Source organism: Micromonospora rosaria, assembly GCF_001567585.1.
In the GTDB taxonomy this organism is placed as follows: domain Bacteria; phylum Actinomycetota; class Actinomycetes; order Mycobacteriales; family Micromonosporaceae; genus Micromonospora; species Micromonospora rosaria.
The window spans coordinates 25,488-50,007 of record NZ_LRQV01000042.1; the positions used below are offsets into that span (position 1 = coordinate 25,488).

21 protein-coding genes and 1 pseudogene are annotated in these 24,520 nt (G+C 75.1%); 14 read left to right on the forward strand and 8 right to left on the reverse strand.

Going from position 1 to position 24,520, the window contains the following annotated elements:
• Nucleotides 1–50: 50 nt before the first annotated feature.
• Complete coding sequence (hisF, locus tag AWW66_RS13855; protein ID WP_067365297.1) at nucleotides 51–818, forward strand: imidazole glycerol phosphate synthase subunit HisF; 768 nt, start codon at nucleotides 51–53, stop codon at nucleotides 816–818.
• A 63-nt stretch (nucleotides 819–881) separates the two neighbouring features.
• Here the strand turns inward: hisF and AWW66_RS13860 are convergent, their stop codons facing one another.
• Together AWW66_RS13860 and yczE are read right to left on the reverse strand one after the other, a co-directional pair.
• Nucleotides 882–1,343: a hypothetical protein gene (locus tag AWW66_RS13860; RefSeq protein ID WP_067365300.1), complete on the reverse strand. Its 462-nt coding sequence runs from the start codon at nucleotides 1,341–1,343 to the stop codon at nucleotides 882–884.
• A gap of 149 nt (nucleotides 1,344–1,492) precedes the next feature.
• A complete protein-coding gene (gene yczE / locus AWW66_RS13865) occupies nucleotides 1,493–2,239 on the reverse strand; it encodes a membrane protein YczE (protein ID WP_169807110.1) in 747 nt (248 codons plus the stop codon).
• Nucleotides 2,240–2,297: 58 nt separating this feature from the next.
• Here yczE and yczR point away from each other — a divergent pair, with 58 nt between their 5' ends.
• On the forward strand, nucleotides 2,298–3,755 hold the full coding sequence (gene yczR / locus AWW66_RS13870; RefSeq protein WP_067365353.1) for a MocR-like transcription factor YczR: 1,458 nt from the start codon (nucleotides 2,298–2,300) through the stop codon (nucleotides 3,753–3,755).
• Nucleotides 3,756–3,883: 128 nt separating this feature from the next.
• The gene (locus AWW66_RS13875; protein WP_067365303.1) at nucleotides 3,884–5,191 is read left to right on the forward strand and encodes a low temperature requirement protein A; all 1,308 of its coding nucleotides are present in this window, start codon (nucleotides 3,884–3,886) and stop codon (nucleotides 5,189–5,191) included.
• 54 nt (nucleotides 5,192–5,245) lie between these two features.
• Here the strand turns inward: AWW66_RS13875 and AWW66_RS13880 are convergent, their stop codons facing one another.
• Together AWW66_RS13880 and AWW66_RS13885 are read right to left on the reverse strand one after the other, a co-directional pair.
• Nucleotides 5,246–7,072, reverse strand: coding sequence for an AMP-dependent synthetase/ligase (locus tag AWW66_RS13880; RefSeq protein WP_067365306.1), 1,827 nt, complete (start codon nucleotides 7,070–7,072; stop codon nucleotides 5,246–5,248).
• Between the two features lie 253 nt (nucleotides 7,073–7,325).
• Nucleotides 7,326–7,955, reverse strand: a complete 630-nt coding sequence (locus tag AWW66_RS13885; RefSeq protein ID WP_067365309.1) for a TIGR03085 family metal-binding protein — start codon at nucleotides 7,953–7,955, stop codon at nucleotides 7,326–7,328.
• Between the two features lie 159 nt (nucleotides 7,956–8,114).
• On the opposite strand from AWW66_RS13885, the gene AWW66_RS13890 reads away from it, so the two are divergent.
• The 3 genes from AWW66_RS13890 (at nucleotide 8,115) to AWW66_RS13900 (ending at nucleotide 12,671) form a co-directional block, all read left to right on the forward strand.
• Nucleotides 8,115–10,010, forward strand: coding sequence for an ABC transporter ATP-binding protein (locus tag AWW66_RS13890; RefSeq protein ID WP_067365312.1), 1,896 nt, complete (start codon nucleotides 8,115–8,117; stop codon nucleotides 10,008–10,010).
• Entirely contained in the window at nucleotides 10,007–11,809 is a 1,803-nt protein-coding gene (locus AWW66_RS13895; protein WP_067365315.1) for an ABC transporter ATP-binding protein, read from the forward strand. The genes AWW66_RS13890 and AWW66_RS13895 overlap by 4 nt, the downstream gene beginning before the upstream one ends.
• Nucleotides 11,810–11,927: 118 nt before the next feature.
• Complete coding sequence (locus AWW66_RS13900) at nucleotides 11,928–12,671, forward strand: DUF2470 domain-containing protein (protein WP_067365318.1); 744 nt, start codon at nucleotides 11,928–11,930, stop codon at nucleotides 12,669–12,671.
• Nucleotides 12,672–12,708: 37 nt separating this feature from the next.
• On the opposite strand, the gene AWW66_RS13905 is transcribed toward AWW66_RS13900, so the two are convergent.
• The 3 genes and pseudogenes from AWW66_RS13905 to AWW66_RS13915 form a co-directional block, all read right to left on the reverse strand.
• Entirely contained in the window at nucleotides 12,709–13,419 is a 711-nt protein-coding gene (locus AWW66_RS13905) for a TetR/AcrR family transcriptional regulator (protein WP_245648270.1), read from the reverse strand.
• Nucleotides 13,416–14,171: an ABC transporter permease gene (locus AWW66_RS13910; RefSeq protein ID WP_067365321.1), complete on the reverse strand. Its 756-nt coding sequence runs from the start codon at nucleotides 14,169–14,171 to the stop codon at nucleotides 13,416–13,418. The genes AWW66_RS13905 and AWW66_RS13910 overlap by 4 nt, the downstream gene beginning before the upstream one ends.
• Before the next feature lie 92 nt (nucleotides 14,172–14,263).
• A pseudogene (locus tag AWW66_RS13915) lies at nucleotides 14,264–14,992 on the reverse strand (ABC transporter ATP-binding protein); the annotation flags it as partial.
• 163 nt (nucleotides 14,993–15,155) lie between these two features.
• On the opposite strand from AWW66_RS13915, the gene hisI reads away from it, so the two are divergent.
• From hisI to AWW66_RS13930, 3 genes are all read left to right on the forward strand, one after another.
• Complete coding sequence (gene hisI, locus AWW66_RS13920) at nucleotides 15,156–15,596, forward strand: phosphoribosyl-AMP cyclohydrolase (protein WP_067365323.1); 441 nt, start codon at nucleotides 15,156–15,158, stop codon at nucleotides 15,594–15,596.
• Nucleotides 15,593–17,146 carry an anthranilate synthase component I gene (locus AWW66_RS13925; RefSeq protein WP_067365326.1) on the forward strand — a complete coding sequence of 518 codons (1,554 nt, stop codon included), beginning with the start codon at nucleotides 15,593–15,595 and terminating at the stop codon, nucleotides 17,144–17,146. The genes hisI and AWW66_RS13925 overlap by 4 nt, the downstream gene beginning before the upstream one ends.
• Nucleotides 17,147–17,265: 119 nt before the next feature.
• Nucleotides 17,266–17,808, forward strand: coding sequence for a Trp biosynthesis-associated membrane protein (locus AWW66_RS13930; protein WP_067365359.1), 543 nt, complete (start codon nucleotides 17,266–17,268; stop codon nucleotides 17,806–17,808).
• A 77-nt stretch (nucleotides 17,809–17,885) separates the two neighbouring features.
• On the opposite strand, the gene AWW66_RS13935 is transcribed toward AWW66_RS13930, so the two are convergent.
• Nucleotides 17,886–18,149: a hypothetical protein gene (locus tag AWW66_RS13935; protein ID WP_067365329.1), complete on the reverse strand. Its 264-nt coding sequence runs from the start codon at nucleotides 18,147–18,149 to the stop codon at nucleotides 17,886–17,888.
• Nucleotides 18,150–18,640: 491 nt separating this feature from the next.
• On the opposite strand from AWW66_RS13935, the gene trpC reads away from it, so the two are divergent.
• The 5 genes from trpC to AWW66_RS13960 all read left to right on the forward strand — a co-directional run bounded on the left by trpC (nucleotide 18,641) and on the right by AWW66_RS13960 (nucleotide 24,419).
• Entirely contained in the window at nucleotides 18,641–19,444 is an 804-nt protein-coding gene (trpC, locus tag AWW66_RS13940; protein WP_211271943.1) for an indole-3-glycerol phosphate synthase TrpC, read from the forward strand.
• Nucleotides 19,445–19,484: 40 nt separating this feature from the next.
• Complete coding sequence (gene trpB / locus AWW66_RS13945) at nucleotides 19,485–20,735, forward strand: tryptophan synthase subunit beta (protein WP_067365335.1); 1,251 nt, start codon at nucleotides 19,485–19,487, stop codon at nucleotides 20,733–20,735.
• A 138-nt stretch (nucleotides 20,736–20,873) separates the two neighbouring features.
• Nucleotides 20,874–21,677 (forward strand): tryptophan synthase subunit alpha, encoded by an 804-nt coding sequence (gene trpA / locus AWW66_RS13950; protein WP_067365338.1) that lies wholly within the window; start codon nucleotides 20,874–20,876, stop codon nucleotides 21,675–21,677.
• A 384-nt stretch (nucleotides 21,678–22,061) separates the two neighbouring features.
• Entirely contained in the window at nucleotides 22,062–23,219 is a 1,158-nt protein-coding gene (gene lgt, locus AWW66_RS13955) for a prolipoprotein diacylglyceryl transferase (RefSeq protein ID WP_083978476.1), read from the forward strand.
• 18 nt (nucleotides 23,220–23,237) lie between these two features.
• Nucleotides 23,238–24,419, forward strand: a complete 1,182-nt coding sequence (locus AWW66_RS13960; protein WP_067365341.1) for an FAD-dependent oxidoreductase — start codon at nucleotides 23,238–23,240, stop codon at nucleotides 24,417–24,419.
• The last annotated feature ends 101 nt before the right edge of the window (nucleotides 24,420–24,520 follow it).

Genomic DNA, 24,520 nt, shown 5'->3' on the forward strand with positions numbered 1-24,520 from the left:
AGCATCCCGGGGCGGCAGGCGGCGGGACGGGAGAGGATAGGCTTTCCGGCATGACGGTGGCGGTACGGGTGATCCCGTGTCTGGACGTGGACGCCGGTCGGGTGGTCAAGGGAGTCAACTTCCTCGACCTGCGCGACGCCGGTGACCCGGTGGAACTGGCCGCGGCGTACGACCGGGCGGGCGCGGACGAGCTCACCTTCCTCGACGTCACCGCCTCCTCCAGTGACCGGGGCACCATGCTCGACGTGGTCCGGCGGACGGCGGAGTCGGTCTTCATCCCGTTGACCGTCGGCGGCGGGGTCCGACAGGTCGCCGACGTCGACACCCTGCTGCGCGCCGGCGCGGACAAGGTCGGGGTGAACACGGCCGCGATCGCCCGGCCGGAGCTGATCGCCGAGATCGCCGACCGGTTCGGCCGGCAGGTGCTGGTGCTCTCGCTGGACGTCCGGCGGGCACCGGCGGGGACCACGCCCAGCGGGTTCGAGGTGACCACGCACGGCGGCCGGCGGGGCACCGGCCTCGACGCGGTCGAGTGGGCGGGCCGTGGCGCCGAACTGGGGGCGGGGGAGATCCTGCTCAACTCGATGGACGCCGACGGGACCAAGGCCGGCTTCGACCTCGAACTGATCGGCGCGGTCCGGCAGGTGGTCGACGTGCCCGTGATCGCCAGCGGGGGCGCCGGTGAGGTGGCCCACTTCCCGCCCGCGATCGGCGCGGGTGCGGACGCGGTCCTGGCCGCCAGCGTCTTCCACTTCGGCGAGCTGACCGTCACCGAGGTCAAGGACGCCCTGCGCACCGCCGGCCACCCCGTCCGCTGACCGGCCGACCGCCCGGCGCTGCGGCGGGGGCGGTCGACCCGAAGGGCTCCGGCGGTCGGTGGCTCAGCCCTGGCGGGGATGACCCTCGGGGGAGCGGCGCGGCGCCGGGATGGAGCGGACGAAGTACTCCTGCACCGCCGCCGCGTGTTCGGCCTCGTCGAGGTCCCACTCGACCGCGCCCGGGGCCTGCCGTCGGCTCAGCACGCCCTGCATCTTGTCGACCGTCGTGCCGAGACCGGCGCTGGGCCTGGTCCGCCACAGCCGTTCGCCGTCAGGGGTGATCCGGAACCAGCCGTCGGTGACGCTGACCAGCCCGGAGCCGACCAGCCGCCGGACGGCCTCCTCCACCTCGTGCCGCTGCGGGATGGCCTGGTTGAGGTGGTCCGCTGTGGACAGCACGTCCGCCAGGCGTACCCCCTCGGGACGCCGGGTGGTGGCGGCGCGGCGGTGCCGCCCGGCACCGCTCGCGATCACCAGCGAGACGAAGATCCAGGCGTCGGTCCACCGCCATCCGTTCTCCCCCATGCACCAGATGATGCCTGGCGCGGGCGGCCGAGGAAACACCGTCTTTTCGGTCGGGACGTCCGGGCAGGTCAGCGGGGTGGCTTCGGTGCGGCGCGGCTCACTCTCCGTCGACCGGTCCCGGCGGGCGTCGGGGTGAGCGCGCCGCGCGCTCACCCGGCCGGCGGGGCGGCGGGCTGCGGGGCGGAAGCGGGGTGCGGTCCGGTACCACCCGGGTCCGGGCCACCGCGCGAGGTGCCGGCGGCGGATCCGCCCGGGGTCCCGGCGGCGGTCCCGGCATCGGGACCGGCCGGGGGCGCGACGGTGAACATCGGGATGAACACCTGGGCCAGCGGGCCGATGGCCAGGGCGTACGCGACGGTGCCGATGCCGACGGTGCCGCCGAGCAGCCAGCCCAGGGCCAGCACGGTGACCTCGATGACGGTACGGACCAGCCGGATGGAACGGCCCGGCCGGCGGGCGACGTACCCGCTCATCAGGCCGTCGCGGGGGCCCGGACCGAGGCGGGCGCCGAGGTACAGGCCGGTGGCCAGGCCGTTGCCCACGATCCCGACGACCAGCAGCCCGATCCGGGCGACCAGGGGCGTGCCGGTGGGCAGCAGGGCCAGGGCGAGGTCCACCACCACCCCGATGACCAGCACGTTGCTCACCGTGCCGAGGCCGGGGCGCAGCCGCAGCGGAATCCAGAGCAGCAGGACGAGGATGCCGGTGACGATGGTGGCGGCGCCGATCGACATGCCGGTGATCATCGAGAAGCCCTGGTGGAAGACGTCCCACGGGTTCAGGCCGAGATCCGAGCGGATCATCATGGCCATGCTCGTGCCGTAGAGCACGAGCCCGAGGTAGAGCTGGACGAGTCGCCGCGCCGGTCGGTACCGGAGATTGCCAGTTGGTGCCATGCATGCCACCCTAGGGTCCAATTCGCGAGATGAAAGAGCCAATATTGGAGGGGTGGCGGTGACGAGCCAGGTGCGGGGAAGCCAATTGGCCCGACTGCTGGGGCAGTGGCATGCCCTGCCGGGCCGCCGGCGCAGTCCGGACTACGCCGCCCTGGCCGCCGCCGTCCGGGGCCTGCTCGCCGACGGTCGGCTCCCCCTGGGGGTACGCCTGCCGGCCGAGCGGGAGCTGGCGGACGCCCTGCGGATCAGCCGGACCACGGTCAGCGCCGCGTACCGGCAGTTGCGGGAGACCGGCCACCTGGCCAGCCGGCGGGGCGCCGGGAGCTGGACGATGCTCCCGGGCACCCACCGGGTGGCCAGTTCGGGGCTGTGGACCCCGTCGGACGACCGGGACATGCTCGACCTCGGCATCGCCGCGCTCGCCGCCCCGCCGCAGCTCCTGCCGGCGGCCCGGGCCGCCACCGAGGACCTGCCCCGCTACCTCGGCGGCGCCGGGTACCACCCGACCGGGATCATCGAGCTGCGGGAGGCGGTGGCCCGGGGGTACACCGAGCGTGGCCTGCCCACCCGGGCCGAGCAGATCATGGTCACCAGCGGTACCCAGCACGCGCTGGACCTGGTGCTGCGGCTGATGCTCCCGCCCGGCGGCGGGGTCCTCGTCGAGTCGCCGACGTACCCGAACGGGCTGGCCTCGCTCGCCGCCCGACGGGCCCGGATCACCACCCACGGCCTCTCCACCGACGAGGCCGGCTGGGACGGTGAGCTGCTGCTGGGCAGCCTGCGGCAGGGCCGGCCGAAGCTGGCGTACCTGATCCCGGAGTTCCACAACCCCACCGGCCACCTGATGCCGGCCGAGCTGCGTGAACGCCTCGTCGCCACGGCCCACTCGGTCGGCACCGACCTGATCATCGACGAGTCGTTCGTGGACCTCCCGCTGGACGACACCGTGCTCCCACCCCCCACCGCCGCCTACGACCGGCACTCCCGGGTGATCTCCATCGGGGGGATGAGCAAGCCGTACTGGGGCGGGCTGCGCATCGGCTGGGTCCGGGCCTCCGCCCCGCAGGTGCAGCGGCTCGCCGCCGCCCGGGTCGGGGTGGACATGGCCAGCCCGGTGCTGGACCAGCTCGTCGCCGTCCACCTGCTCGCCGACGCCCCGGCCATCGTCGCCGACCGACGGCGGCAGCTCACCGCCCAGCGGGACGTGCTGATCGACGCGCTGGCGGCCCGGCTGCCGGAGTGGCGGGTCACCGTGCCGCGCGGCGGGGTGACCCTCTGGGCGGAGCTGGACGGGCCGATCTCCAGCGCCCTCGCCCGCGCCGCCGAGGACGAGGGGGTACGGCTCGCCCCGGGCCCCCGGTTCGGCCTGGACGGGACGCTGGAGCGGTTCCTCCGGCTGCCCTTCACCCTGCCGGCCGCCGACCTGGTGGAGGCGGTCGGGCGGCTCGCCGCGGTCCGGTACGACCTGGACCGCGCCGTCCGCCCGCAGTGGCGGGAACCGGCGGTCATCGCCTGACCCCGACCCGGCCGCCGCCCACTCGCCACCGGGGCTGAGGCTGGACCCGAGCCCGGCCCCGTGCCGGAGCCGGCGTTGGTTCCGGCGATCGGGTCCGGGTCGGCCGGGTCGGCTGGGAGACTGCCCAGGTGGCCGTAGAAACCCGATCCGGTCTGGTCAGGCTGGGTGCGCCGGGCTCGCGGGTCACCCGGTTGGAGCTCTTCTACGACCTCGTCTTCGTCTTCGCCTTCCTCAACGTCACCTCACTGACCGGGTACTACCCGAGCGCCGCCAACGTGTTCCGCTGCCTGCTGGTGCTGGGGCTGCTCTGGTGGTGCTGGACCGGTTTCGCCGGGCTCGGCAACGCCGTCCGTGCCGACCAGGGCCTCCTGCCGCTGGTCGGGTTCGTCACCATCGCCGCCACCTTCCTGCTCGCGTTGAGCATCCCCGGGGCGTTCGGAAAACGACCCGGCGGGCTGGACGGTCCGCTCGTCTTCGCGAGCTGCTACTTCCTGGTCCGCGCGTCGCAGCTCGCGGTCTTCGGCTGGATCGTCCGGGACGACCCGGCGCGGCTGCGCCGCTGGGCGCTGCTCGCCGTGCTGCCGGTCGTCGCGGGGGGCCTGCTGGTCGCCGCCGCGCTGGTGCCGCCCCGGATCGCCCACGGCGGGGTGGCGACCGCCCTGCAACTGGGCTTCTGGGCCGGCGCGTTGCTGCTGGAGTACGGGGCGGGCGTGACGCTGGGCAAGGCGTACTGGGTGGTGCTCTCCGCCGGGCACTGGGCGGAACGGCACGCGCTGATGGTGCTGATCGCCCTCGGCGAGTCGATCATCGCGCTGGGGCTCAGCCAGAAGTTCGTCACGAGCCAGCTACCGCTCACCTGGCCGGTGGTGGTCGCCGCGGTGACCGGGATCGCGGTCACCGCCGCGCTCTGGTGGGCGTACTTCGACACCCTGGCGCCCGCCGCCGAGCAGGCCCTGCACGCCACCCGCGACCCGGCGGCGCGGGGTCGGCTGGCCCGGGACGTGTACACGTACCTGCACCTGCCGATCGTCGCCGGGATCATCCTGTTCGCCCTCGGCATCAAGGACCTGCTGGTCGAGGCGGCCGACCCGGCGGCCCCGCCGTGGGGCGAGCCGCTGGGCGGCTTCTGGATCGCCGTGCTCTACGGCGGGGTCGCGCTGTACCTGCTCAGCCTCGTCGCGTGCGGGCTGCGGGCGGTCCGGGTGCTGCGCTGGCGGTCGCTGGTCGCGGTGGCGGCGCTGGCCGCGCTCGCGCCGGTGGGCGCCCGGATCGCGGCCCTGCACGCGCTGGTGCTGCTGGCGCTGGTCTGCGTCGGGCTGGTGCTCTGGGGCACCCGGGGGGAGGGGTCGCGCCGCGCCCGGGTCCGGCAGGTGGCGCTGGCCGAGCAGGAGGCGGCCGAGGTCGAGGCGAGCCGGTGGCGGCACGAGCACCTGTGAGCCGCCCGGCGGGGTCGGGCCCCGGGTGGGACCCGACCGCCGACGGTCCCGGGCTCAGAGTTCGGCGAGCGAGCCCTCGTACATCTTGTCGATCTGGGGGGCGAAGTTGGTCTCCACGCCCCGCCGCTTGATCTTCATCGACGGGGTCATCTCGCCCTGCTCGATGGTGAGGTCCCGGGGCAGGACGGTCACCTTCTTGATCGTCTCCCACCGGTTCAGCTTCGCGTTGAGCTGCCCGACGTACTCCTCGACCATGGCCTGGGCCTGGGCCGAGGTGACGACCTCGGCGTACGGGCGGCCGGCCAGCGGGCCGCCGGCGGCCCAGCCGGCGATCGCGTCCGGGTCCAGGGTGACCAGCATGGTGCAGTAGTTGCGGGCCTGGCCGATGACGACCGCCTGGGAGACGTACGGGCAGATCGCCTTGAACATCCCCTCGATGTGCGAGGGCGCGATGTACTTCCCGCCCGAGGTCTTGACCAGGTCCTTCTTCCGGTCGGTGATCCGCAGGTAGCCGTCGGCGTCCAGGCTGCCGATGTCCCCGGTCCGGAAGAAGCCGTCCTCGGTGAACGCGGCGGCGGTCTCCTCGGGGAGGTTGTGGTACCCGCGCATCACCGGCCGGCCCCGCAGCAGGATCTCGCCGTCGGTGTCGATCCGGCACTCCAGGTCGCCCATGGCCTGCCCGACGGTGCCGATGCGCTGCTGGCCGGGCCGGTTGACGAAGTTGCCGGCGCTGGTCTCGGTGAGCCCGTACCCCTCGGAGATGGGCAGGTTCGCGGCGGCGAAGAAGGTGGCGATGTCCGGGCTCAGCGGGGCGGCGCCGGAGACCAGCACCCGGATCCGTCCGCCGAGGCGGGCCTGGAGCTTGCTGAACACCAGCTTCTCGGCGATCGCGTACTTCAGCCGCAGCCCGGCGGGCAGCGGAGTGCCGGCCTGGGTCAGGGCGACCTTCTCCTTGCCGACCGCCACCGCCCAGGCGAAGATCTTCGCCTTTGCCCCACCGGCGTCCTGGGCGGTGGTGACCGCCTTGTTGTAGACCTTCTCGAAGACCCGGGGGGCGCCGCACATCAGCGTCGGCTTCACCACGCTCAGCAGGTCGACCAGCTTCTCCACCCGGCCGTCGACGTAGGTCGGCACGCCGACGTGGATGCCGCCGCAGAGCAGCGTCTTGCCGAACGAGTGCGACAGCGGCAGCCACAGGTAGTGCAGGTCCTCGCGGTGGAGCAGGCCGGTCTCGGCCTGCACCACGCCCTCCCAGCACCAGCCACCGTGCAGCAGCTCGACGCCCTTGGGGCGGCCGGTGGTGCCGGAGGTGTAGATCAGCGTGGCCACGTGCTCGGGGCCGATGCCGGCGACGATCCGGTCGATCAGCTCCGGGTCGGCCGCGAGCGCCCGCGCCCCCTGCTCCTCCAGCTCGGCGAGGGTGAGCTGGGGGACGGCGGCGGCGGGGTCGGCGGCCCCGTCGAAGAGGACCACGTGGGTCAGCGCCGGCAGGCTCGCCCCGGCGATCTTCGCCGCCTGGGCCGGGTCCTCGGCGAACAGCACCCGGGAGCCGGAGTCGCCGATGATGTACGCCGCGTCGTCCGGCTCGGTGGTCGGGTAGACGGTGGTGGTGGCGCCCCCCGCGCACATGATGCCGAGGTCGGCGATCACCCAGTCGAGGCGGGTGCCGGCCAGGATCGCGACCGGGTCCTCCGGGCCGACGCCGAGGCCGTGCAGCCCGGCGGCGACCGCCTTGGCGCGGTGACCGACCTGTTCCCAGGTCAACCAGACCGGCCCCGAGTCGTCCGGGGCGGGGTGGGCGAAGGCGGGCCGGTCGGCGGACGCGGCCACGCGCTTGAGGAACATGTCGGGGATGGAACGGTACGGTACATCGAGAGACATCGCTGTAGCCGCCTTCGGGGGGTGGAGGCGTGACGGGGGTCACGTCGTTCTGCGGTTACGGAAGGGTATTTCGTACCCACCGAATCGGCCAGTCCTGGGCTCCCGGCGTTGGCGAACCGTTGCCCGGGGCGGCGGCGGGTGCCCCGCCCCCCGGTGGTGGTCGCCCCGCCGTGGACCGCCCCCGGTCGCGGGTCGCATCCCCGTCAGTGATCCGAACCGGACCCGTGCCGCCGTCCCGCCGTCCCCGCCCCGGTCAGAACCCCAGCGACGCGGTCCGCAGCCGCTCGGCGGCCGGCGGCGGCCCGTCGACCTCGACCCGGGCCACCCGTTGCCGTCCGGAGAGGAAGAGCACCAGCTCACCGGGGGCGCCGACGACCTCCAGCCGGTCCCCGCCCCGGCCGGCGTCGAGCTGCCCGTGACCGGGCGCCCGCACCGCCACCGTGGCGGGGAAGCGCCGCAGCGCCAGCCGGGCCACCGGGCCGACCCGCCGCCACAGCGCCGCGTCCAGCCCGGCCGGCAGGACCCGGGGCTGCCAGTCGGGCCCGCCCCGGCGGACGTCCTCGTGGTGGATGAAGAACTCGATCGTGTTGGTCAGCTCGTCCACCAGCGGGTTGCTGACCGGGCTCCACAGCGGTGGCCGGCGGACCTGCCCGACCAGGTCGGCCCAGTTGCCGGCGGCGATCCGGCGGCGGACCCGCTCGGCGTACCCGGCCAGCGGCGGGAGCAGGATGCCGGCCGCCGCGTCCGGGCGGCGCTCCCGCACGACCAGGTGCGCGGCCAGGTCCCGGGTCACCCACCCGGTGTTGACCGTCGGGGCGTCGGGACCGACGTCGAGCATGAGGTCGGCGAGCGCCGCGCGCTCCGACCGGGCGTACCGCGACATGCCCCGATCGTAGGCCCCGGGGCGGCGGTCGGCACGGTGGGCGCGGCGGCCCGGCCGCGCCACGCCGACGTGACCGTGGACATATCGCGGTGGGTCGGCGGACGTGGCATCGAACGGTAAGGATGAGGGGGGTACGGGCAACTTACGGCGGGGGAAAGCGTGGCGAGCAGGGCGAGTCGGGATGTGCTCCGGCGGGGGCTGTCGGTCCTCGGGCTGGCGATCCGGGAACAGCCGAGGATCTTCGCGGTGGCGGTCGCCGGCAGCGTGGTGTTCGGCGTGATGGTGATCGCCAGCGCGTACGTGGTCGGCGCGGTGGTCGGGGACGTGGTGGTGCCGGCCATCGCCCGTGGGTCGGTGGCCGTCGGCGCGCTGGCGCTGGCCGCGGCGGCCCTGTTCGGCCTGAGCGTGCTGCGGGTGGTGGGCATCTTCGGTCGTCGGCTCGGGGCCGGCTTCATGCAGTTCCGGCTCCAGGCCGCGTACCGGCGCCGGGTGACCCGGCGGTACCTGGACCTCCCGCTCTCCTGGCACCAGCGCAACGCCACCGGGACCCTGCTGTCCAACGCGAACTCCGACGTCGAGGCCGCCTGGCACCCGATCGCGCCGCTGCCCTTCGCGGTCGGCACGCTGGTGATGCTGGTCGGGGCGATCATCTCGCTCTTCGTCACCGACTGGGCGCTGGCCCTGGTCGGGCTCGCCGTGTTCCCGGCGCTGTTCACGCTCAACGTCGTCTACTCCCGGCGGATGGCGCCCCGGCAGCAGCGCGCCCAGCGGCTGCGGGCCGAGGTCTCCGGCATCGCCCACGAGAGCTTCGACGGCGCCCTGGTGGTCAAGACGATGGGCCGTGAGGCGCAGGAGACCGCGCGCTTCGCCGCCCGCACCGGGCAGCTCCGGGACGCGCTGATCTCCGTCGGCCGGCTGCGCGGGCTCTTCGACCCGCTGCTGGAGACCCTGCCCAGCCTCGGCACCCTGGCCGTGCTGGTGGTCGGCGCGGTCCGGCTGCGGCAGGGCGCGATCACCGTCACCGAGCTGGTCAGCGTGGCGTTCCTCTTCACCGTGCTGGCCTTCCCGGTGCGGGCCATCGGCTGGGTGCTGGCCGAGCTGCCGCGCAGCGTCGCCGGCTGGGAGCGGGTCCGCCGGGTCCTCGACGCCACCGGCGAGATGCCGTACGGGGACGTGACGCTGGACCCGGCCGACCCGCGTCCGGCCACGCTCGGCTTCGCCGACGTCCACTTCGCCTACGAGCCGGCCGAGGCGCACCTGCCGGGCACCCAGGTGCTCGGGGAGGTGACCTTCACCGTGCCCGCCGGCCGGACCGTGGCGCTGGTCGGGCCGACCGGCGCCGGGAAGTCCACCATCGCCTCGCTGGCCGTCCGGCTGGTCGACGCCCGCTCCGGCACGGTCACCCTGGACGGGGTGGACGTGCGGCGGCTCACCGCCGGGTCGCTGGCCGGGACCGTCGCCCTGGTGGCCCAGGTGCCGTTCGTCTTCGACGACACGGTCCGGGCCAACATCGCCCTGGACCGGCCGGGCATCGGCGACGAGGAGGTCTGGGCGGCGCTGCGGCTGGCCGAGGCGGACGGCTTCGTCGCGGCGCTGCCGGACGGGCTGGACACCATGGTCGGCGAGCGGGGCGCGTCCCTCTCCGGCGGGCAGCGGCAGCGGCTCACCCTGGCCCGCGCGCTGGCCGGCCGGCCCCGGCTGCTGGTGCTCGACGACGCCACCAGCGCGGTCGACCCCCGGGTCGAGGCGGCGATCCTGGCCGGGCTTCGCTCGGGCGACCCGGACACCCCGGCCACCTCGATCCTGGTGGTGGCGTACCGGCGGGCGACCATCGCCCTCGCCGACGAGGTGATCTACCTCGAACAGGGCCGGGTGGTCGCCCGGGGCACCCATCCCGAGCTGCTCGCCACCGTGCCCGGGTACGCCGACCTGGTGACCGCGTACGAACAGGCGGAGGCCGAGGGGGAGCAGGCCGGCGGCCCCGGCGGCCCACCCCGGCCGTACGAACCGGTGATCCCGCTGAACTCGGGTCTGGACGTGGAGGTGGACCGGTGACCGCGACGACGACCACCGACCGGCGGCAGTCCCCGCCGACGGAGTCCGCGTCGACCTGGCAGACGCTGCGCCGGGGCCTGGCCCTCTCCCCGGAGCTGCGGGTCGGGCTGGCCGGCACGCTGGCCCTGGCGCTGGTGTACATGGTCGGCCGGGTGGCCGTGCCGGTCGCCGTCCAGCAGGGCATCGACCGGGGGCTGACCGTGCCCGGCGGCCCGGACCTGGACGTGATCGCCACGGTCGTGCTGCTCACCACCGCCGTGCTGGTGGTCACCACCACCTGCGGGTACCTGATGACCCGCCGGCTCTTCGTGGTCAGCGAGACGGCGCTGGCCAACGTGCGGACCCGGGCGTTCCGGCACGTGCACGACCTGTCCATGCTGCACCAGCAGAGCGAGCGGCGCGGCTCGCTGGTCTCCCGGGTGACCAGCGACGTCGACCAGATCACCCAGTTCCTCCAGTGGGGCGGGGTGCTGCTGCTGGTCAACCTCGGTCAACTGGTGGTCACCACCGCCGTGATGCTGGCGTACTCCTGGCAGTTGACCCTGGTGGTGTTCGCCGCCTTCGGGCCGGCGGTGCTGGTCATCCGGGTGCTCCAGCGGCGCCTCGGCGCGGCGTACGGGGTGGTCCGGCAGCGGATGGGCACGTTGCTGGCGGCCATCGGGGAGAGCGTGGTCGGCGCGCCGGTGATCCGGGCGTACGGCATCGCCGGGCGGACCGCCCGCCGGCTCGACGAGGCCATCGACAGCCAGCGGCGGGCCCAGCAGCGGGCGATCCGGATCAGCGTGCTGGGCAGCTCCGTCGGGGAACTGGCCGCCGGGCTGGCGCTGGCCGGGGTGGTGGTGCTGGGGGTGACCCTCGGGGTGGACGGCACGCTCTCCGTCGGGCAGCTCACCGCGTTCCTGTTCCTGGTGACGCTCTTCATCCAGCCGGTGCAGATCGCCACCGAGGTGCTCAACGAGGCGCAGAACGCGATCGCCGGCTGGCGGCGGGTGCTGGACGTGCTCGACGTCGCCCCGGACGTGGCCGACCCGGGCGCGCAGGGGCGGGACCTGCCGGCGGGGCCGCTGGACGTCCGCTTCGCCGGGGTGTCGTTCGCGTACCCGGGCGGGGCGCGGGTGCTGCACGACGTCGACCTGGAGATCGTGGCCAAGAGCCGGGTGGCGGTGGTCGGCGAGACCGGCAGCGGCAAGACCACCTTCGCCAAGCTGCTCACCCGGCTGATGGACCCGAGCACCGGGGAGGTGCTGCTCTCCGGCGTGCCGCTGCGGCAGGTCCGGTTCGGCTCGCTGCGCTCCCGGGTGGTGATGGTGCCGCAGGACGGCTTCCTGTTCGACGCCACGGTGGGGGAGAACGTCCGGTTCGCCCGCCCGGAGCTGACCGACGAGCAGCTCGTCGCGGCCTTCACCGAGCTCGGCCTGGCCGACTGGCTGGACGGCCTGCCGGCCGGGCTGGACACCCCGGTGGGGGAGCGCGGGGAGGCGCTGAGCGTGGGGGAGCGGCAGCTCGTCGCGCTGGCCCGCGCCTACGTCGCCGACCCGGACCTGCTGGTCCTCGACGAGGCGACCAGCGCCGTGGACCCGGCGACCGAGGTCCGCCTGCAACGCACCCTGGACGCGGTGACCCGGGGCCGGACCACCCTGGCGATCGCGCACCGGCTCTCCACCGCGCAGGCGGCCGACGAGGTGATCGTGGTGGACCGGGGCCGGATCGTCCAGCGGGGCCCGCACGACGAGCTGCTGCGCGACCCGGAGTCGGTGTACGCCCTGCTCTACGCCTCCTGGCTGGAGCAGACCCGGTGAGGCGGGGGCGGCTGCCGGGGCGGGTGCGTGGACGTGGACGGGGTCGGTGCTCTAGGGTGCGAGTTAGGTAAGCCTAACCTACTTCCGGAGGTGCGCCGTGCGCCCCAGCCCCGCCCTCGTGCGGCCCAGCCCCGCCGAACTCGTCCGTACCCTGGTGGCCGGGCGGCTGCCCGCGCTCGCCCACGTCGCGCACCGCCCCGGCCCGCACCACGTCCGGCACATCACCGACCCGGACGGGCAGCTCCTGATGCTCGTACCGGTGGTCAGCGACCTCTCCGTCGCGTTGGAGCCGGTGGCCGGGGACGACGTCGCCGTGGTCCTCGACGTGCTCGACCTGCCGCCCGTCGCCGGGGCCCCGTCGCTGGGCCGGGCCTGGGTCTCCGGTTGGGCCACCCGGCTGCGCGACGACGCGCAGCGGCAGGCCACCCTGGACTTCGCCGACGCGGCCCCGACCGGGGACCTGCTCGACGTCGGCACCCGGTTCCGGCTCTACCGCTTCGAGGTGGCCGAGGCCCGGCTGGAACGCGCCGACACCGTGCTGCGCGTCGACCCCGAGGAGTACGCCGCCGCCGAGCCGGACCCGCTGCACCCGGTCGAGGCGCAGGTGCTCGCCGACCTCGCCGATCACCACGGCGCGGAGGTCACCGGGTACGTCCGGCGGCAGCTCGGCCACGCGGCCCCGGCCGGTCCGGTCCGGCCGGTCCGGGTGGACCGGTACGGCCTGGTCGTCGCGTACGGGCCGGTGCCGGAGCGCCACCAGCTCCGGCTGGCCTTCCCGCACCCGGTGGACCACCCGGGCGAGCTGGCCCGCGCCCTGCACCCGGTGCTCTGCCGGGCCCGCGCCACCCGCACCCCCGACTGACCGCCCCGCGCCGGGCCCCGCCCCACCCGCGCCCGGCTCAGGTCAGGTCGCCGGTGAGGTACCGGTGGACGGCGGGACCGACGGCGGCCACCAGCGTCTCCGGCGACGCCGACGCGACCGGCTCCAACCGGAGCACGTACCGGGTCACGGCCAGCCCGACCAACTGCCCCGCCACCAGGGAGCCGCGCAGCGACAGCTCGGCCGGGTCGGTGTCGAGGTGCTCCAGCAGCCGGCGCAGCACCTGGGTGACCAGGAAGTCGCGCAGCATCCGGGCGGTCCGGTCGTTGGTCATGCTGGAGCGCAGCAGGGCCACCGCGCCGGCCCCGGCCGGCGAGTCCCACACCGTCAGGAAGAGTCGGACCAGCCGCTCGCCGAGGCCCGCCGGATCACCGGCGGTCACCTGCGGGATGACCGCGGCGGGATCGGCCGGCGCGTCCAGGGCGGCCAGGAAGAGCCGGTCCTTGGCGCCGAAGTAGTGGTGCACCAGCGCCGGGTCCACCCCGGCCGTGGCGGCGACCGCCCGGATCGACGCCCCGTCGTAGCCGCGTTCGGCGAAGAGCGTCCGCGCCGCGTCGAGGATCGCCTCCCGGGTGTCCGGGTTGCCGGGTCGCCGCCCGGTGCGGCGCGTCCCGCGCCCCGCCGGGCCGCCGCCTCCGCTCACCCGCTCCGGTGAGTCGCCGCCGCTCATCCGCTTCGGTGAGTCGCCGCCGCCGCTCATCCGCTGCGGTGAGTCGTCGCCGCCGCTCATCCGCTTCGGCGGCGCAGGGTCGCCGCCGCCAGGACCAGGGCCACCACCGCCGACCCGGCGACGATCACCAGGTCCCGCCACATCAGACCGGTCGGCTCGGCGTGCGCGCCGACCTCCTGGAGGGCCTCCACCGCGTACGACAGGGGGAGCACGTCGCTGATCGCCTGCAACCAGCCGGCCATCTGCCCGCGCGGCACGAAGAGCCCGCAGAGCAGCACCTGCGGCAGCACCACCACCGGCATGAACTGCACCGCCTGGAACTCGGTCCGGGCGAACGCGCTGCACAGCAGGCCGAGCGCCACCGCCAGCACCGCGTTGACCGCGGCGATCAGCACCACCAGCCGGATGCTGCCGGCGGTCCGGAGGCCGAGCAGCCAGTACGCCGCCGCCGAGGCGATACCCGCCTGCACCGCGCCGGCCAGGCCGAACGCGATGCCGTACCCGAAGAGCAGGTCCAGCCGGCGCAGCGGGGTGGTGAGCAGCCGTTCCAGGGTGCCGCTGGTCCGCTCGCGCAGCATCGCGATGCTGGTCACCAGGAACATGACCACGAACGGGAAGAAGCCGAGCATCACCAGGGCCACCTGGTCGAACAGCGACCGCTGGCCGGGCGGGGTGGGCTGGTCGGCGTACATGGCGTGGATCAGCACCAGCAGCACCGTCGGGACCACCACCAGCAGCACCACGGTCCGCCGGTCGTGCCGGAGCTGGCGCAGGATGCGGCCGGTGGTGGCGGCCAGGATGCGCGGGCTCACGAGGTCTCCTCCCGGCCGGGCCGGCGCCGCTGCGCCGCGCGGGTGTCGTCCGGCCGCTGCGGGTGCGGGGCACGCCGGTCCGGCGGGTGGTCCTCGCTGGCGCGGATCAGCCGCAGGAACGCCTCCTCCAGGTCGTCGGTGCCGGTGCGGGCGCGTACCGCGGCCGGGGTGTCGTCGGCGACCAGCCGCCCCTCGCGGACGAGCAGCAGCCGGTCGCAGCGGGCCGCCTCGTCCATCACGTGGCTGGAGACCAGCAGCGTGGTGCCCTCGGCCGCCATGGCGTGGAACCTCGTCCACAGCTCGGCGCGCAGCACCGGGTCCTGCCCGACGGTCGGCTCGTCCAGCACCACCAGCTCGGGGCGGCCGACCAGCACGCAGGCCAGCGAGGCGCGGCTGCGTTGGCCGCCGGAGAGGGTGGCGACCAGTTGCCCGGCGGCGTCGGCCAGCCCGACGTCGGCGACGGCCCGGTCGGCCTCGGCCCGGCCCCGGCCGTGCAGCGCGGCGAAGTACCGGGCGTTCTCCCGCACGGTGAGGTCGGCGTAGACGCTCGGCGCCTGGGTCAGGTACCCGACCGTGCGGCGCAGCGCGGGGCTGCCGGCGGGTCGGCCGAGGACGGTGACCCGGCCGGCGCGGATCGTCTGCACCCCGACCACCGCCCGCATCAGGGTGGTCTTGCCGCTGCCGCTGGGCCCGAGCAGCCCGGTGACGGTGCCCCGCCCGACGGCGCAGCTCACCCCGTCGAGGACCCGGCGCCCACCCCGCTCGACCACCAGGTCGCGCACGTCGATGGCGGTGTCCGTCGGGGTGGCCGTGGTCGCCATCGGGACCTCCGGATGAACTCGTCGGGTGTTGAATTCAACGGTAGGTGAGTTCCCCGGCCCTCCGCAACGGGTTGTCGTGCGATGACGCCCGAACGGGCAGCCCGGACGAGGCCCGGTGGGCCGGGTGGCCGGGGACCCGGGTGGGTGCGGACAATGGGTCACTGTGCCCGTACCTGACGCGCCGGTGACCGGCGCCCACCCCAGCCCCACGGGGCCGACGCCCGCCGGCACGGCCCGCCCGTCCCGGCTCGACCCGGCCGTCGCGGCCCGGCTCAAGCGCGACGCCGACGGCCTGGTCGCCGCCGTGGTCCGCCAGTACGACACCGGCGAGGTGCTGATGGTCGGCTGGATGGACGATGAGGCCCTGCACCTGACCCTGACCACCGGCCGGGCCACCTACTGGTCGCGCAGCCGGCAGGAGTACTGGGTCAAGGGCGACACCTCCGGGCACCACCAGTACGTCCACTCGGTGGCGCTGGACTGCGACGGGGACGCGCTGCTGGTCAGCGTGGACCAGGTCGGCGTGGCCTGCCACACCGGCGAGCGGACCTGCTTCCACACCGAGTTGCCGGTCACCGGCGGCGTCACCGGGGCGGGATCGTGACCGACGGCGCGGTCAGCCCCGACCTGACCACCTTCACCGAGCTGGCCGGCCGCTGGCGGGTGGTGCCGGTCGTCCGGCGGCTGCTCGCCGACGCGGAGACCCCGGTCGGGGTCTACCGCAAGCTCGCCGGCGGGCCGGGCACCTTCCTGCTGGAGTCCGCCGAGCAGGGCGCCGGCTCGGCCGGGCTGGCCTGGTCCCGGTACTCCTTCATCGGCGTGCGCAGCAGCGCCACCCTGGTCGAACGGGACGGCGTGGCGACCTGGACCGGCCAGCCGCCGGCCGGGCTGCCCACCACCGGCGACCCGGTGACCGTGCTGCGGGCCACCGTCGACGCGCTCGCCGGCCCGGCGCAGGACCCGGCGAGCGGGCTGCCGCCGCTGACCGGCGGCATGGTCGGCTACCTCGCCTACGACTTCGTCCGCCGGTTCGAGAAGCTGCCCGAGCTGACCCGCGACGACCTGGGCGTGCCCGAGCTGGGCATGATGCTCGCCACCGACCTGGTGGTGCTGGACCACTACGAGGGCTCGGCGATCCTGGTCGCCAACGCCGTCCTGCCCCCGTCGGACGCGCCGGACCGGGCCGCCGAGGTCACCGCCGCGTACCACCACGCGGTGGGGCGGCTGGACGCGATGACCACCGCGCTGTCCCGCCCGATCCCGCCGATGATCTCCACGGTCGAGCGCCCGCCGGCCGGCGAGGTGGTCGCCCGGACCCCGGCCGGCGGGTACCCGAAGGCGGTGGAGGCGGCCAAGGAGGCGATCCGGGCCGGGGAGTGCTTCCAGATCGTGCTCTCCCAGCGCTTCGAACGGGCCACCCACGCCGACCCCCTCGACGTGTACCGGGTGCTGCGCACCACCAACCCCAGCCCGTACATGTACCTGCTGCGCTTCGACGGGTTCGACGTGGTCGGCTCCTCGCCGGAGGCGCACCTCAAGGTGACCGCGACCGCCGACGGGCAGCGGCGGGCCCTGCTGCACCCGATCGCCGGCACCCGTCCCCGGGGCGGCACGCCCGCGCAGGACGCCCGGCTCGCCGCCGAGCTGCTGGCCGACCCGAAGGAACGCGCCGAGCACGTGATGCTGGTCGACCTGGGCCGCAACGACCTGGGCCGGGTCTGCCTGCCGGGCAGCGTCGAGGTGCCGGAGTTCGCCACCATCGAGCGGTACAGCCACGTCATGCACATCGTCTCGACCGTGGTCGGCACGCTGCGCCCGGACCGTACCGCCTTCGACGCGCTGGCCGCGACGTTCCCGGCGGGCACCCTCTCCGGGGCCCCGAAGGTCCGCGCCATGGAGATCATCGAGGAGCTGGAACCGGCCCGGCGCGGCCTGTACGGCGGCACGGTCGGGTACTTCGGCTTCGGTGGCGACCTGGACATGGCGATCGCCATCCGGACCGCGCTGATCCGCGACGCCCGCGCGTACGTGCAGGCCGGGGCGGGGGTGGTGGCCGACTCCGACCCGGCCGCCGAGGACCAGGAGACCCGAAACAAGGCCGCCGCCGTGCTGGCCGCGATCGCCGCCGCCGAGACCCTGCGGCCCGCCCGGTGACCGGCACCGACCCGACCGGGGCCACACCCGGCGGGGCCCCGGCTCCCGACGGCGACGGCAGCGCGCCGACCTCCCCGGCGACCGCCGCCGCCGGGACGCCCGATCCCGGCCGGCGCGACCTGGCGTACGCGGTGCTGCTCTGCCTGGCCGGGGCGGGCCTGGCGGTGTGGGCGGCGACCCGGACCTGGTCGGTGGAGGTGACCGTCCGTCCGGTGCCGCTGCCCGCGTTGCGCGAGGGGCGTACCGGGGTGGGACTGGTGCCCTGGGTGCCGGCGCTGGCGCTGGTGGCGCTGGCCGGCGGCGGCGCGGTGCTGGCCACCCGGGGGCGGGTCCGGCGGCTGCTCGGTGCGCTGCTGCTGGCGCTCGGCGCGGCGGTGGCGGCCGGCGGCGGCTACGGGCTGGTCGTCGAGACCGGCGGCGAGCCGAGCCGGCAGTGGCCGGCGCTGTGCCTGGTCGGCGGGGTGCTGATCGGGCTGGGCGGCCTGCTCACCCTGCTGCGGGGGCACCGCTGGCCGGCGATGGGGGCCCGGTACGAGCGGCCGGTGCGTGGGGCCCCGGCCACGTCGGCGCCGGCGGCGGAGCGGGCCGGCCCGGTGACCGGGCGGCGCACCGTCGAGGCGTGGGACGCGCTGGACCGGGGCGAGGACCCGACCGCCGGCTGACCCGTCAGTCGACGGTCGCGGACCGACCCGGTCACGCGGGCCGAGCCGGTCAGCCGACCGACCGCGGGCCGAGCCGGTCAGCCGACCGGTTGCCGCTGCGGCGTGGTGGCGCGGTCGGCGCGGGCGGCGGCCAGCTCGGCCACCATCCGGTCCAGTTCGGCGCGGCGGTCGGCGCGGGCCCGGTCGGCGCAGACCGCCTCCCAGGCGTTGCCCTGGGCGGTCCGGATCCGGGCCTCGCCGACCACGGCGCGTTCCACCGTGTGCACCATCCCGGCGGCCAGCGACGCGACGGTCCGGGAGACGGTGGTCAGGCCGATCGGGTTGGGCTTCTCCGCACTCATGTCTCACCCCGTACGAGAAGTGGGTCGACGTGGGCAGGCACGCCGTCGAGTCTGCCGCGTCCGTATGCTGCCGGCCGCACGTTTCACCATGGTGACCGACGGGTCAACTGTCCCTCCGGGGCAACGGGCCGCACCGCGCCGGGCTTCCTTGATCTTCGTCACAGCATCGACAATCATGATTGCACTGCGCCGTGCTCGCCGGCCGGCGATGATGGAGGCAGTGATGTGGTGGTCGACGACGCGACGCTCACGGTCGGTCCGGGTGGGTGACGAAGGTCGATGGGGGCGGTGGCGCTGGGTGACATCTCGTTCACCGGAGGTCGGCCATTATGCCCCAGCCCGTCTCGTGAGCAGCGCCATACCCCCGGCGGTCTTCGCCAGGTGGCGCCACCTAGCATCGGCCCATGACGCCCGGAGAGGGGAGTCCGTTGGTGACTGCTGAGCATGGGCACGCGGAGGGGGACGAGGCCGGTCCGGCGGCGCCCGCTAGCGTGCTCGACGAGATCCTGGCCGGTGTCCGCGAGGACGTCGCCCGACGGCAGGAGCAGGTTCCGCTGGAGCGGATCCGCGAACTGGCCGCCGCCGCGCCGCCGCCGTTGGACGCGTACGCGGCGCTGCGCAAGCCCGGCGTGGCCGTGATCGCCGAGGTGAAGCGCTCCTCGCCGTCCAAGGGGCGGCTGGCGGAGATCGCCGACCCGGCCGACCTGGCCGGGCAGTACGCCTCCGGTGGGGCGCGGGCGATCAGCGTGCTGACCGAGGGGCGCTGGTTCGGCGGCTCCCTCGACGACCTCGCCGCGGTCCGGGCCGCCGTCCGGGTGCCGGTGCTGCGCAAGGACTTCGTGGTCTCCAGCTACCAGGTGCACGAGGCGCGGGCGCACGGGGCGGACCTGGTCCTGCTGATCGTCGCCGCGCTGGAGCAGAACGTGCTGGTCGGCCTCCTGGAGCGGATCGAGTCGCTGGGCATGACCGCGCTGGTCGAGGTGCACACCGAGGAGGAGGCCGACCGGGCCCTGGAGGCCGGTGCCCAGGTGATCGGGGTCAACGCCCGTGACCTGCGTACCCTTCAGGTGGACCGGTCGGTGTTCGAGCGGATCGCGCCCGGCCTGCCGAGCAACGTCGTCAAGATCGCCGAGTCGGGCGTGCGGGGTCCGCACGACCTCATCCGGTACGCCTCGGCGGGCGCGGACGCGGTGCTGGTCGGCGAGGGCCTGGTCACCCAGAAGAGCCCCCGGGAGGCGGTGGCCGAGCTGGTCAACGCCGGCAACCACCCGGCCACGCCCCGGCCGGTGCGGTGAGCGTCCACCCCGCGACGACCGAGAGGATCAGGAGCACCCGATGAGCGCCGACGTGCCCGCCCGCGCAGCAGAGGCCACCGCGCAGCCCGACGGCACCGGTCACTTCGGCCGCTTCGGCGGCCGGTTCGTGCCGGAGGCGCTGGTCGCGGCGCTCGACGAGCTGGGTGAGGCGCACCGGACGGCGATGGCCGACACGTCCTTCCGGGCGGAGTTCGGCGCGCTGCTGCGGGACTACGCCGGCACCCCCTCGCTGCTCTACACCGCCGACCGGTTCTCCGCTCAGGCCGGCGCGAAGGTCCTGCTCAAGCGGGAGGACCTGAACCACACCGGGGCGCACAAGGTGCGCAACGTCCTCGGTCAGGCGCTGCTCACCCGGCGGATGGGCAAGCGACGGGTGATCGCCGAGACCGGGGCCGGGCAGCACGGCGTCGCCACCGCCACCGCCGCCGCCCTGTTCGACCTGGAGTGCGTCGTCTACATGGGCGAGGTGGACACCGAGCGGCAGGCGCTCAACGTGGCGCGGATGCGGATGCTCGGCGCCACCGTGGTGCCGGTCACCACCGGGTCCCGCACCCTCAAGGACGCGATGAACGAGGCGATGCGGGACTGGGTCGCCAACGTCGACGAGACCCACTACCTGATCGGCACGGCGGCCGGGCCGCACCCGTTCCCGGCGCTGGTCCGTGACTTCGTCCGGGGCATCGGTGACGAGGCGCGGCAGCAGTGCCTGGACCTGACCGGGGCGCTGCCGGACGCGGTGACCGCCTGCGTGGGCGGCGGCTCCAACGCGCTGGGCATCTTCCACGCCTTCGTCGGCGACCCCGACGTGCGGCTGTACGGCTTCGAGGCCGGCGGCGACGGGGTGGAGACCGGCCGGCACGCGGCCAGCATCACCGGTGGCACCTCCGGGGTGCTGCACGGCGCCCGCACCTACGTGCTCCAGGACGCCGACGGGCAGACCGTCGAGTCGCACTCGATCTCCGCCGGGCTGGACTACCCGGGGGTCGGGCCGGAGCACGCCTGGCTGCACGACACCGGCCGGGCCACGTACCTGCCGGTGACCGACGCCGAGGCGATGGCCGCGTTCGAGCTGCTCTGCCGGACCGAGGGGATCATCCCGGCGATCGAGAGCGCGCACGCCCTCGCCGGCACCCTGAAGGTCGCCCCGAAGCTCGCCGCCGACCTGGGCCGGGAGCCCACCATCGTGGTCAACCTCTCCGGCCGGGGCGACAAGGACGTGCACACCGCCGGCGAGTACTTCGGCATCCTCGACAAGGAGGAGAACGCGTGAGCGAGCTTGGCGAGCGAACCATCGTTGTCGTGGTCCGCGTCGACGCCGCACGTAGTGAGGTGGCGGCGTGAGCGAGTCTGGCGAGCGAACCATCGTTGTCGTCGTCCACGGCGACGCCGAACGCAGTGAGGTGGCGGCGTGAGCCGGATCGGGGTGGCGTTCGACAAGGCGCGGGCCGACGGGCGGGCGGTGCTGGTCGGCTGCATGCCGGCGGGGTTCCCGACGGTCGAGGGCAGCATCGCGGCGATGACCGCGATGGTCGAGGCCGGCGTCGACGTCATCGAGGTGGAGATCCCGTACTCCGACCCGGTGATGGACGGCCCGGTGATCCAGAAGGCCAGTGACATCGCCCTGGCCGGCGGGGTACGGACCCGGGACACCCTGCGCATCGTCGAGGCGGTCGCGGCCACCGGCGCGCCGGTGGTGACGATGACCTACTGGAACCCGATCGAGCAGTACGGCGTGGACGCCTTCGCCCGGGACCTGGCCGCCGCCGGGGGCACCGGCCTGATCACCCCCGACCTGATCCCCGACGAGGCCGACGAGTGGCTGGCCGCCTCGGACGCCCACCAGCTCGACCGGACGTTCCTGGTCTCGCCCTCCTCCACCGACGCCCGCCTGGCGATGACCGTCGAGCACTGCCGGGGCTTCGTCTACGCGACCGCGGTGATGGGTGTCACCGGGGCCCGGACGCAGACCTCCTCCGCCGCGCCGACCCTGGTCTCCCGGGTCCGCGCCGTCACCGACCTGCCGGTCGGGGTGGGGCTGGGCGTCGGCACCGGCGCGCAGGCCGGCACGGTCGCCGGGTACGCCGACGGGGTGATCGTGGGCAGCGCCCTGATCCGCTGCCTGCTCGACGCCCCGGACGAGGCCAGCGGCGTGGCCGCGCTGCGGACGCTGAGCGCCGAGCTGGCCGAGGGCGTGCGCAACCCGCACCGCTGACCCGCCGCACCCCTGCCCCGCCGCACCGCTGACCGACCCCGCCCGGCACCGCCCACCGGGCGGCATCCCACCGCGCCGAGCCGGACCTCGCCCCGGTGTCGGAAGCCCCGCAGCAGGTCCGGAAGCCTCCGTAAGGGTCCGGAAGCCCCGCACCGGGGCCGAACCGGGCATCGGGCGGCGTTGCCGCCGGATCGGACAATCTGCCCTGCCCTGGACAGGTGAGCCCGCACCGGCGGAGATCGCCGCGCTGTTCGCCGTCCGTTCGCCGGCCGGTCGTCGGCGGGACCCGCGGTGGTCGGCGGGGCGTCGGGGAGCGGCCGGTTGACGACGAGCGGGCCTACCGGGGTGCCGCCGGGGCGTCGGGCGACGGTAGCGTGTTGACCCGTGACTCTCGCCTCGCTGACTCCCCAGGCGGCTCTGCCCAGCCCCAGCACCGCTGTCTGGCAGATCGGCCCTGTGCCGCTCCGGGCGTACGCGCTCTGCATCATCCTCGGCATCGTGGTGGCCTGCTGGGTCACCGAGCGGCGGCTGCGCCAGCGCGGCGTCGCCCCGGGCGCGGTGCTGGACATCGCGGTGTACGCGGTGCCCGCCGGCATCATCGGCGCCCGGATCTACCACGTGATCACCTCGCCGGACAAGTACTTCGGCGCCGGTGGGGAACTCATCAAGATCTTCTACATCCACGAGGGTGGGCTCGGCATCTGGGGCGCGGTCGCCGGTGGCGCGGTCGGCGCCTGGTTCGCCGCCCGCCAACTCGGCATCCCGTTCGCGGTGGTGGCCGACGCGCTCGCCCCCGGCCTGCCGCTGGCCCAGGCCGTCGGCCGGGTCGGCAACTGGTTCAACAACGAGCTGTACGGCGGGCGGACCACGCTCCCGTGGGGCCTGGAGATCCACCGGATGGATCCGCAGAACCCGGGCCACGCGCTCCGCGACGACCAGGGGCAGCCGATCCTCGAACCGGGCCTGTACCACCCGACCTTCGCCTACGAGGCGCTGTGGAACGTCGGCGTCGCCGTCATGGTGCTGCTGCTCGACCGGCGGCTGCGCCTCGGCCGGGGCCGGGCCTTCGCCCTGTACGTGATGGGCTACACCGTCGGCCGGTTCTGGATCGAGATCATGCGGACCGACGAGGCCAACCGGATCCTCGGCGTCCGGCTCAACGTGTGGACCGCCGCCCTGGTCTTCCTCGGTGCGCTGATCTACTTCGTGCGGGTCCGCGGCCCCCGGGAGTACGTGATCCCGGTCGGTGCCGGCGCGGCGCCCGTGCCCACCGGCCCCAGCGGCGACGTCTCCCAGCTCGACCTCTCCCGGCGGGAGGAGAAGCCGTCCACCGCCCCGGAGGGGTACCGGGCGGTCACCGAGGACGAGTTCCGCGCGTACCAGGAGACCGGGGCCGTGCCCGACGAACCGGATCGGGCGCGCGGGGCCGACCCGGACGCACCGACGGAGAGCGGCGACGCGCCCGCCGCCGACGGGTCGACCGCCGACGCGGGGGCTCCCGCCGAGGGTGGCACCGGCCGGCGCGTCGACCGCGACAGCTGAGCGGGAGAGGCGGCAGCGATGCGTAGCGCGGTGGTGGTCGGGGCCGGACTGGGTGGCCTGGCGGTGGCCGGCGCGCTGGCCGGCTCCGGCTGGCGGGTCACCCTGCTGGAGCGGGCCGACCGGGTCCGGCCGGAGCCCACAGCCGTCGTGCTCTGGCCCAACGGGGTCCGCGCGCTGCGGGCGCTCGGCCTCGACACCGCCCTGGCGGCGATCTCGACCCCGCTGGCCGACGGTGGGGTCCGCCGCCCGGACGGGCACTGGCTGGTCCAGCCCCGGCCGGCGGCGGCCGAGCGCACCCCCGTGATCGTGCACCGGGAGGACCTGCACGACGCCCTGATCGCGGGCCTCGGCGACCGGGTGGAGCTGCGGACCGGGGTGACCATCCGGACGGTGCGGGCGACCCCCGACGACCGGCCGGCGGTCGGGGACGGTCGGCAGATGTTCGCCGCCGACCTGGTCGTCGCCGCCGACGGCACCGACAGCGTGGTCCGCCGGCACCTCGCCCCCACCTCCAGCGTGGTCAGCTCCGGCTGCGCCACCTGGGCGGCGGTGGTCCCCTGGTACCGGGCGCCGCAGGCGGCCGTGGACCACCCGGACGGCGGGGAGGTGCTCGGCGCCGGGTACCGCTTCGTGGTGGCCCCGCTGGGCGAGCACGGCTCGACCCGGCGCGGCGGCGTCTACTGGGCCGCGACGGCGGCCGGCGCGCCCCGGCCGGAGCCCCCGGAGACCCAGCTCACGCTGCTGCGCCGTTGGTACGCGGGCTGGCCCGGCCCGATCGGCGACCTGCTCGACGCCACCGACCCGGGCGCCCTGGTGCAGCACGAGATCCGTGAGCTGCGCCCGCTGCCCCGCACGTACGCCTTCCCGGCCGGCCCGGGGGGCGTGGTGCTGCTCGGTGACGCCGCACACGCCATGCCGCCGCACCTCGGCCAGGGGGCGTGCCTCGCCTTCGAGGACGCGGCGACCCTGCAGAGCCTGGTCCGGGAGATCAGCCTGCCGGACGCGCTCGCCCGGTACGACCGGGCCCGGCGGCCCCGGGCGGCGACGGTGGTCCGGCAGACCCGCCGGATGTCGGCGGTGCTGCGGACCCGGGGCCGGCTGGCGTTGCGGGCCCGGGACGCCGCGCTCGGCGCGATCACCCCGAGACTGCTCGGCAACGCCGCCGAGGCCGCCGCCCGCTGGCAGCCGCCCACCCCCTGAGCCGCCGGGCGGGTCAGGGCCGCCCGGCGGTGGGTTCGGCGAGGCAGGCGGTGCCGATCCGGCGGAAGCCGACCCGCAGGTAGACCCGGGCGATCTCCAGG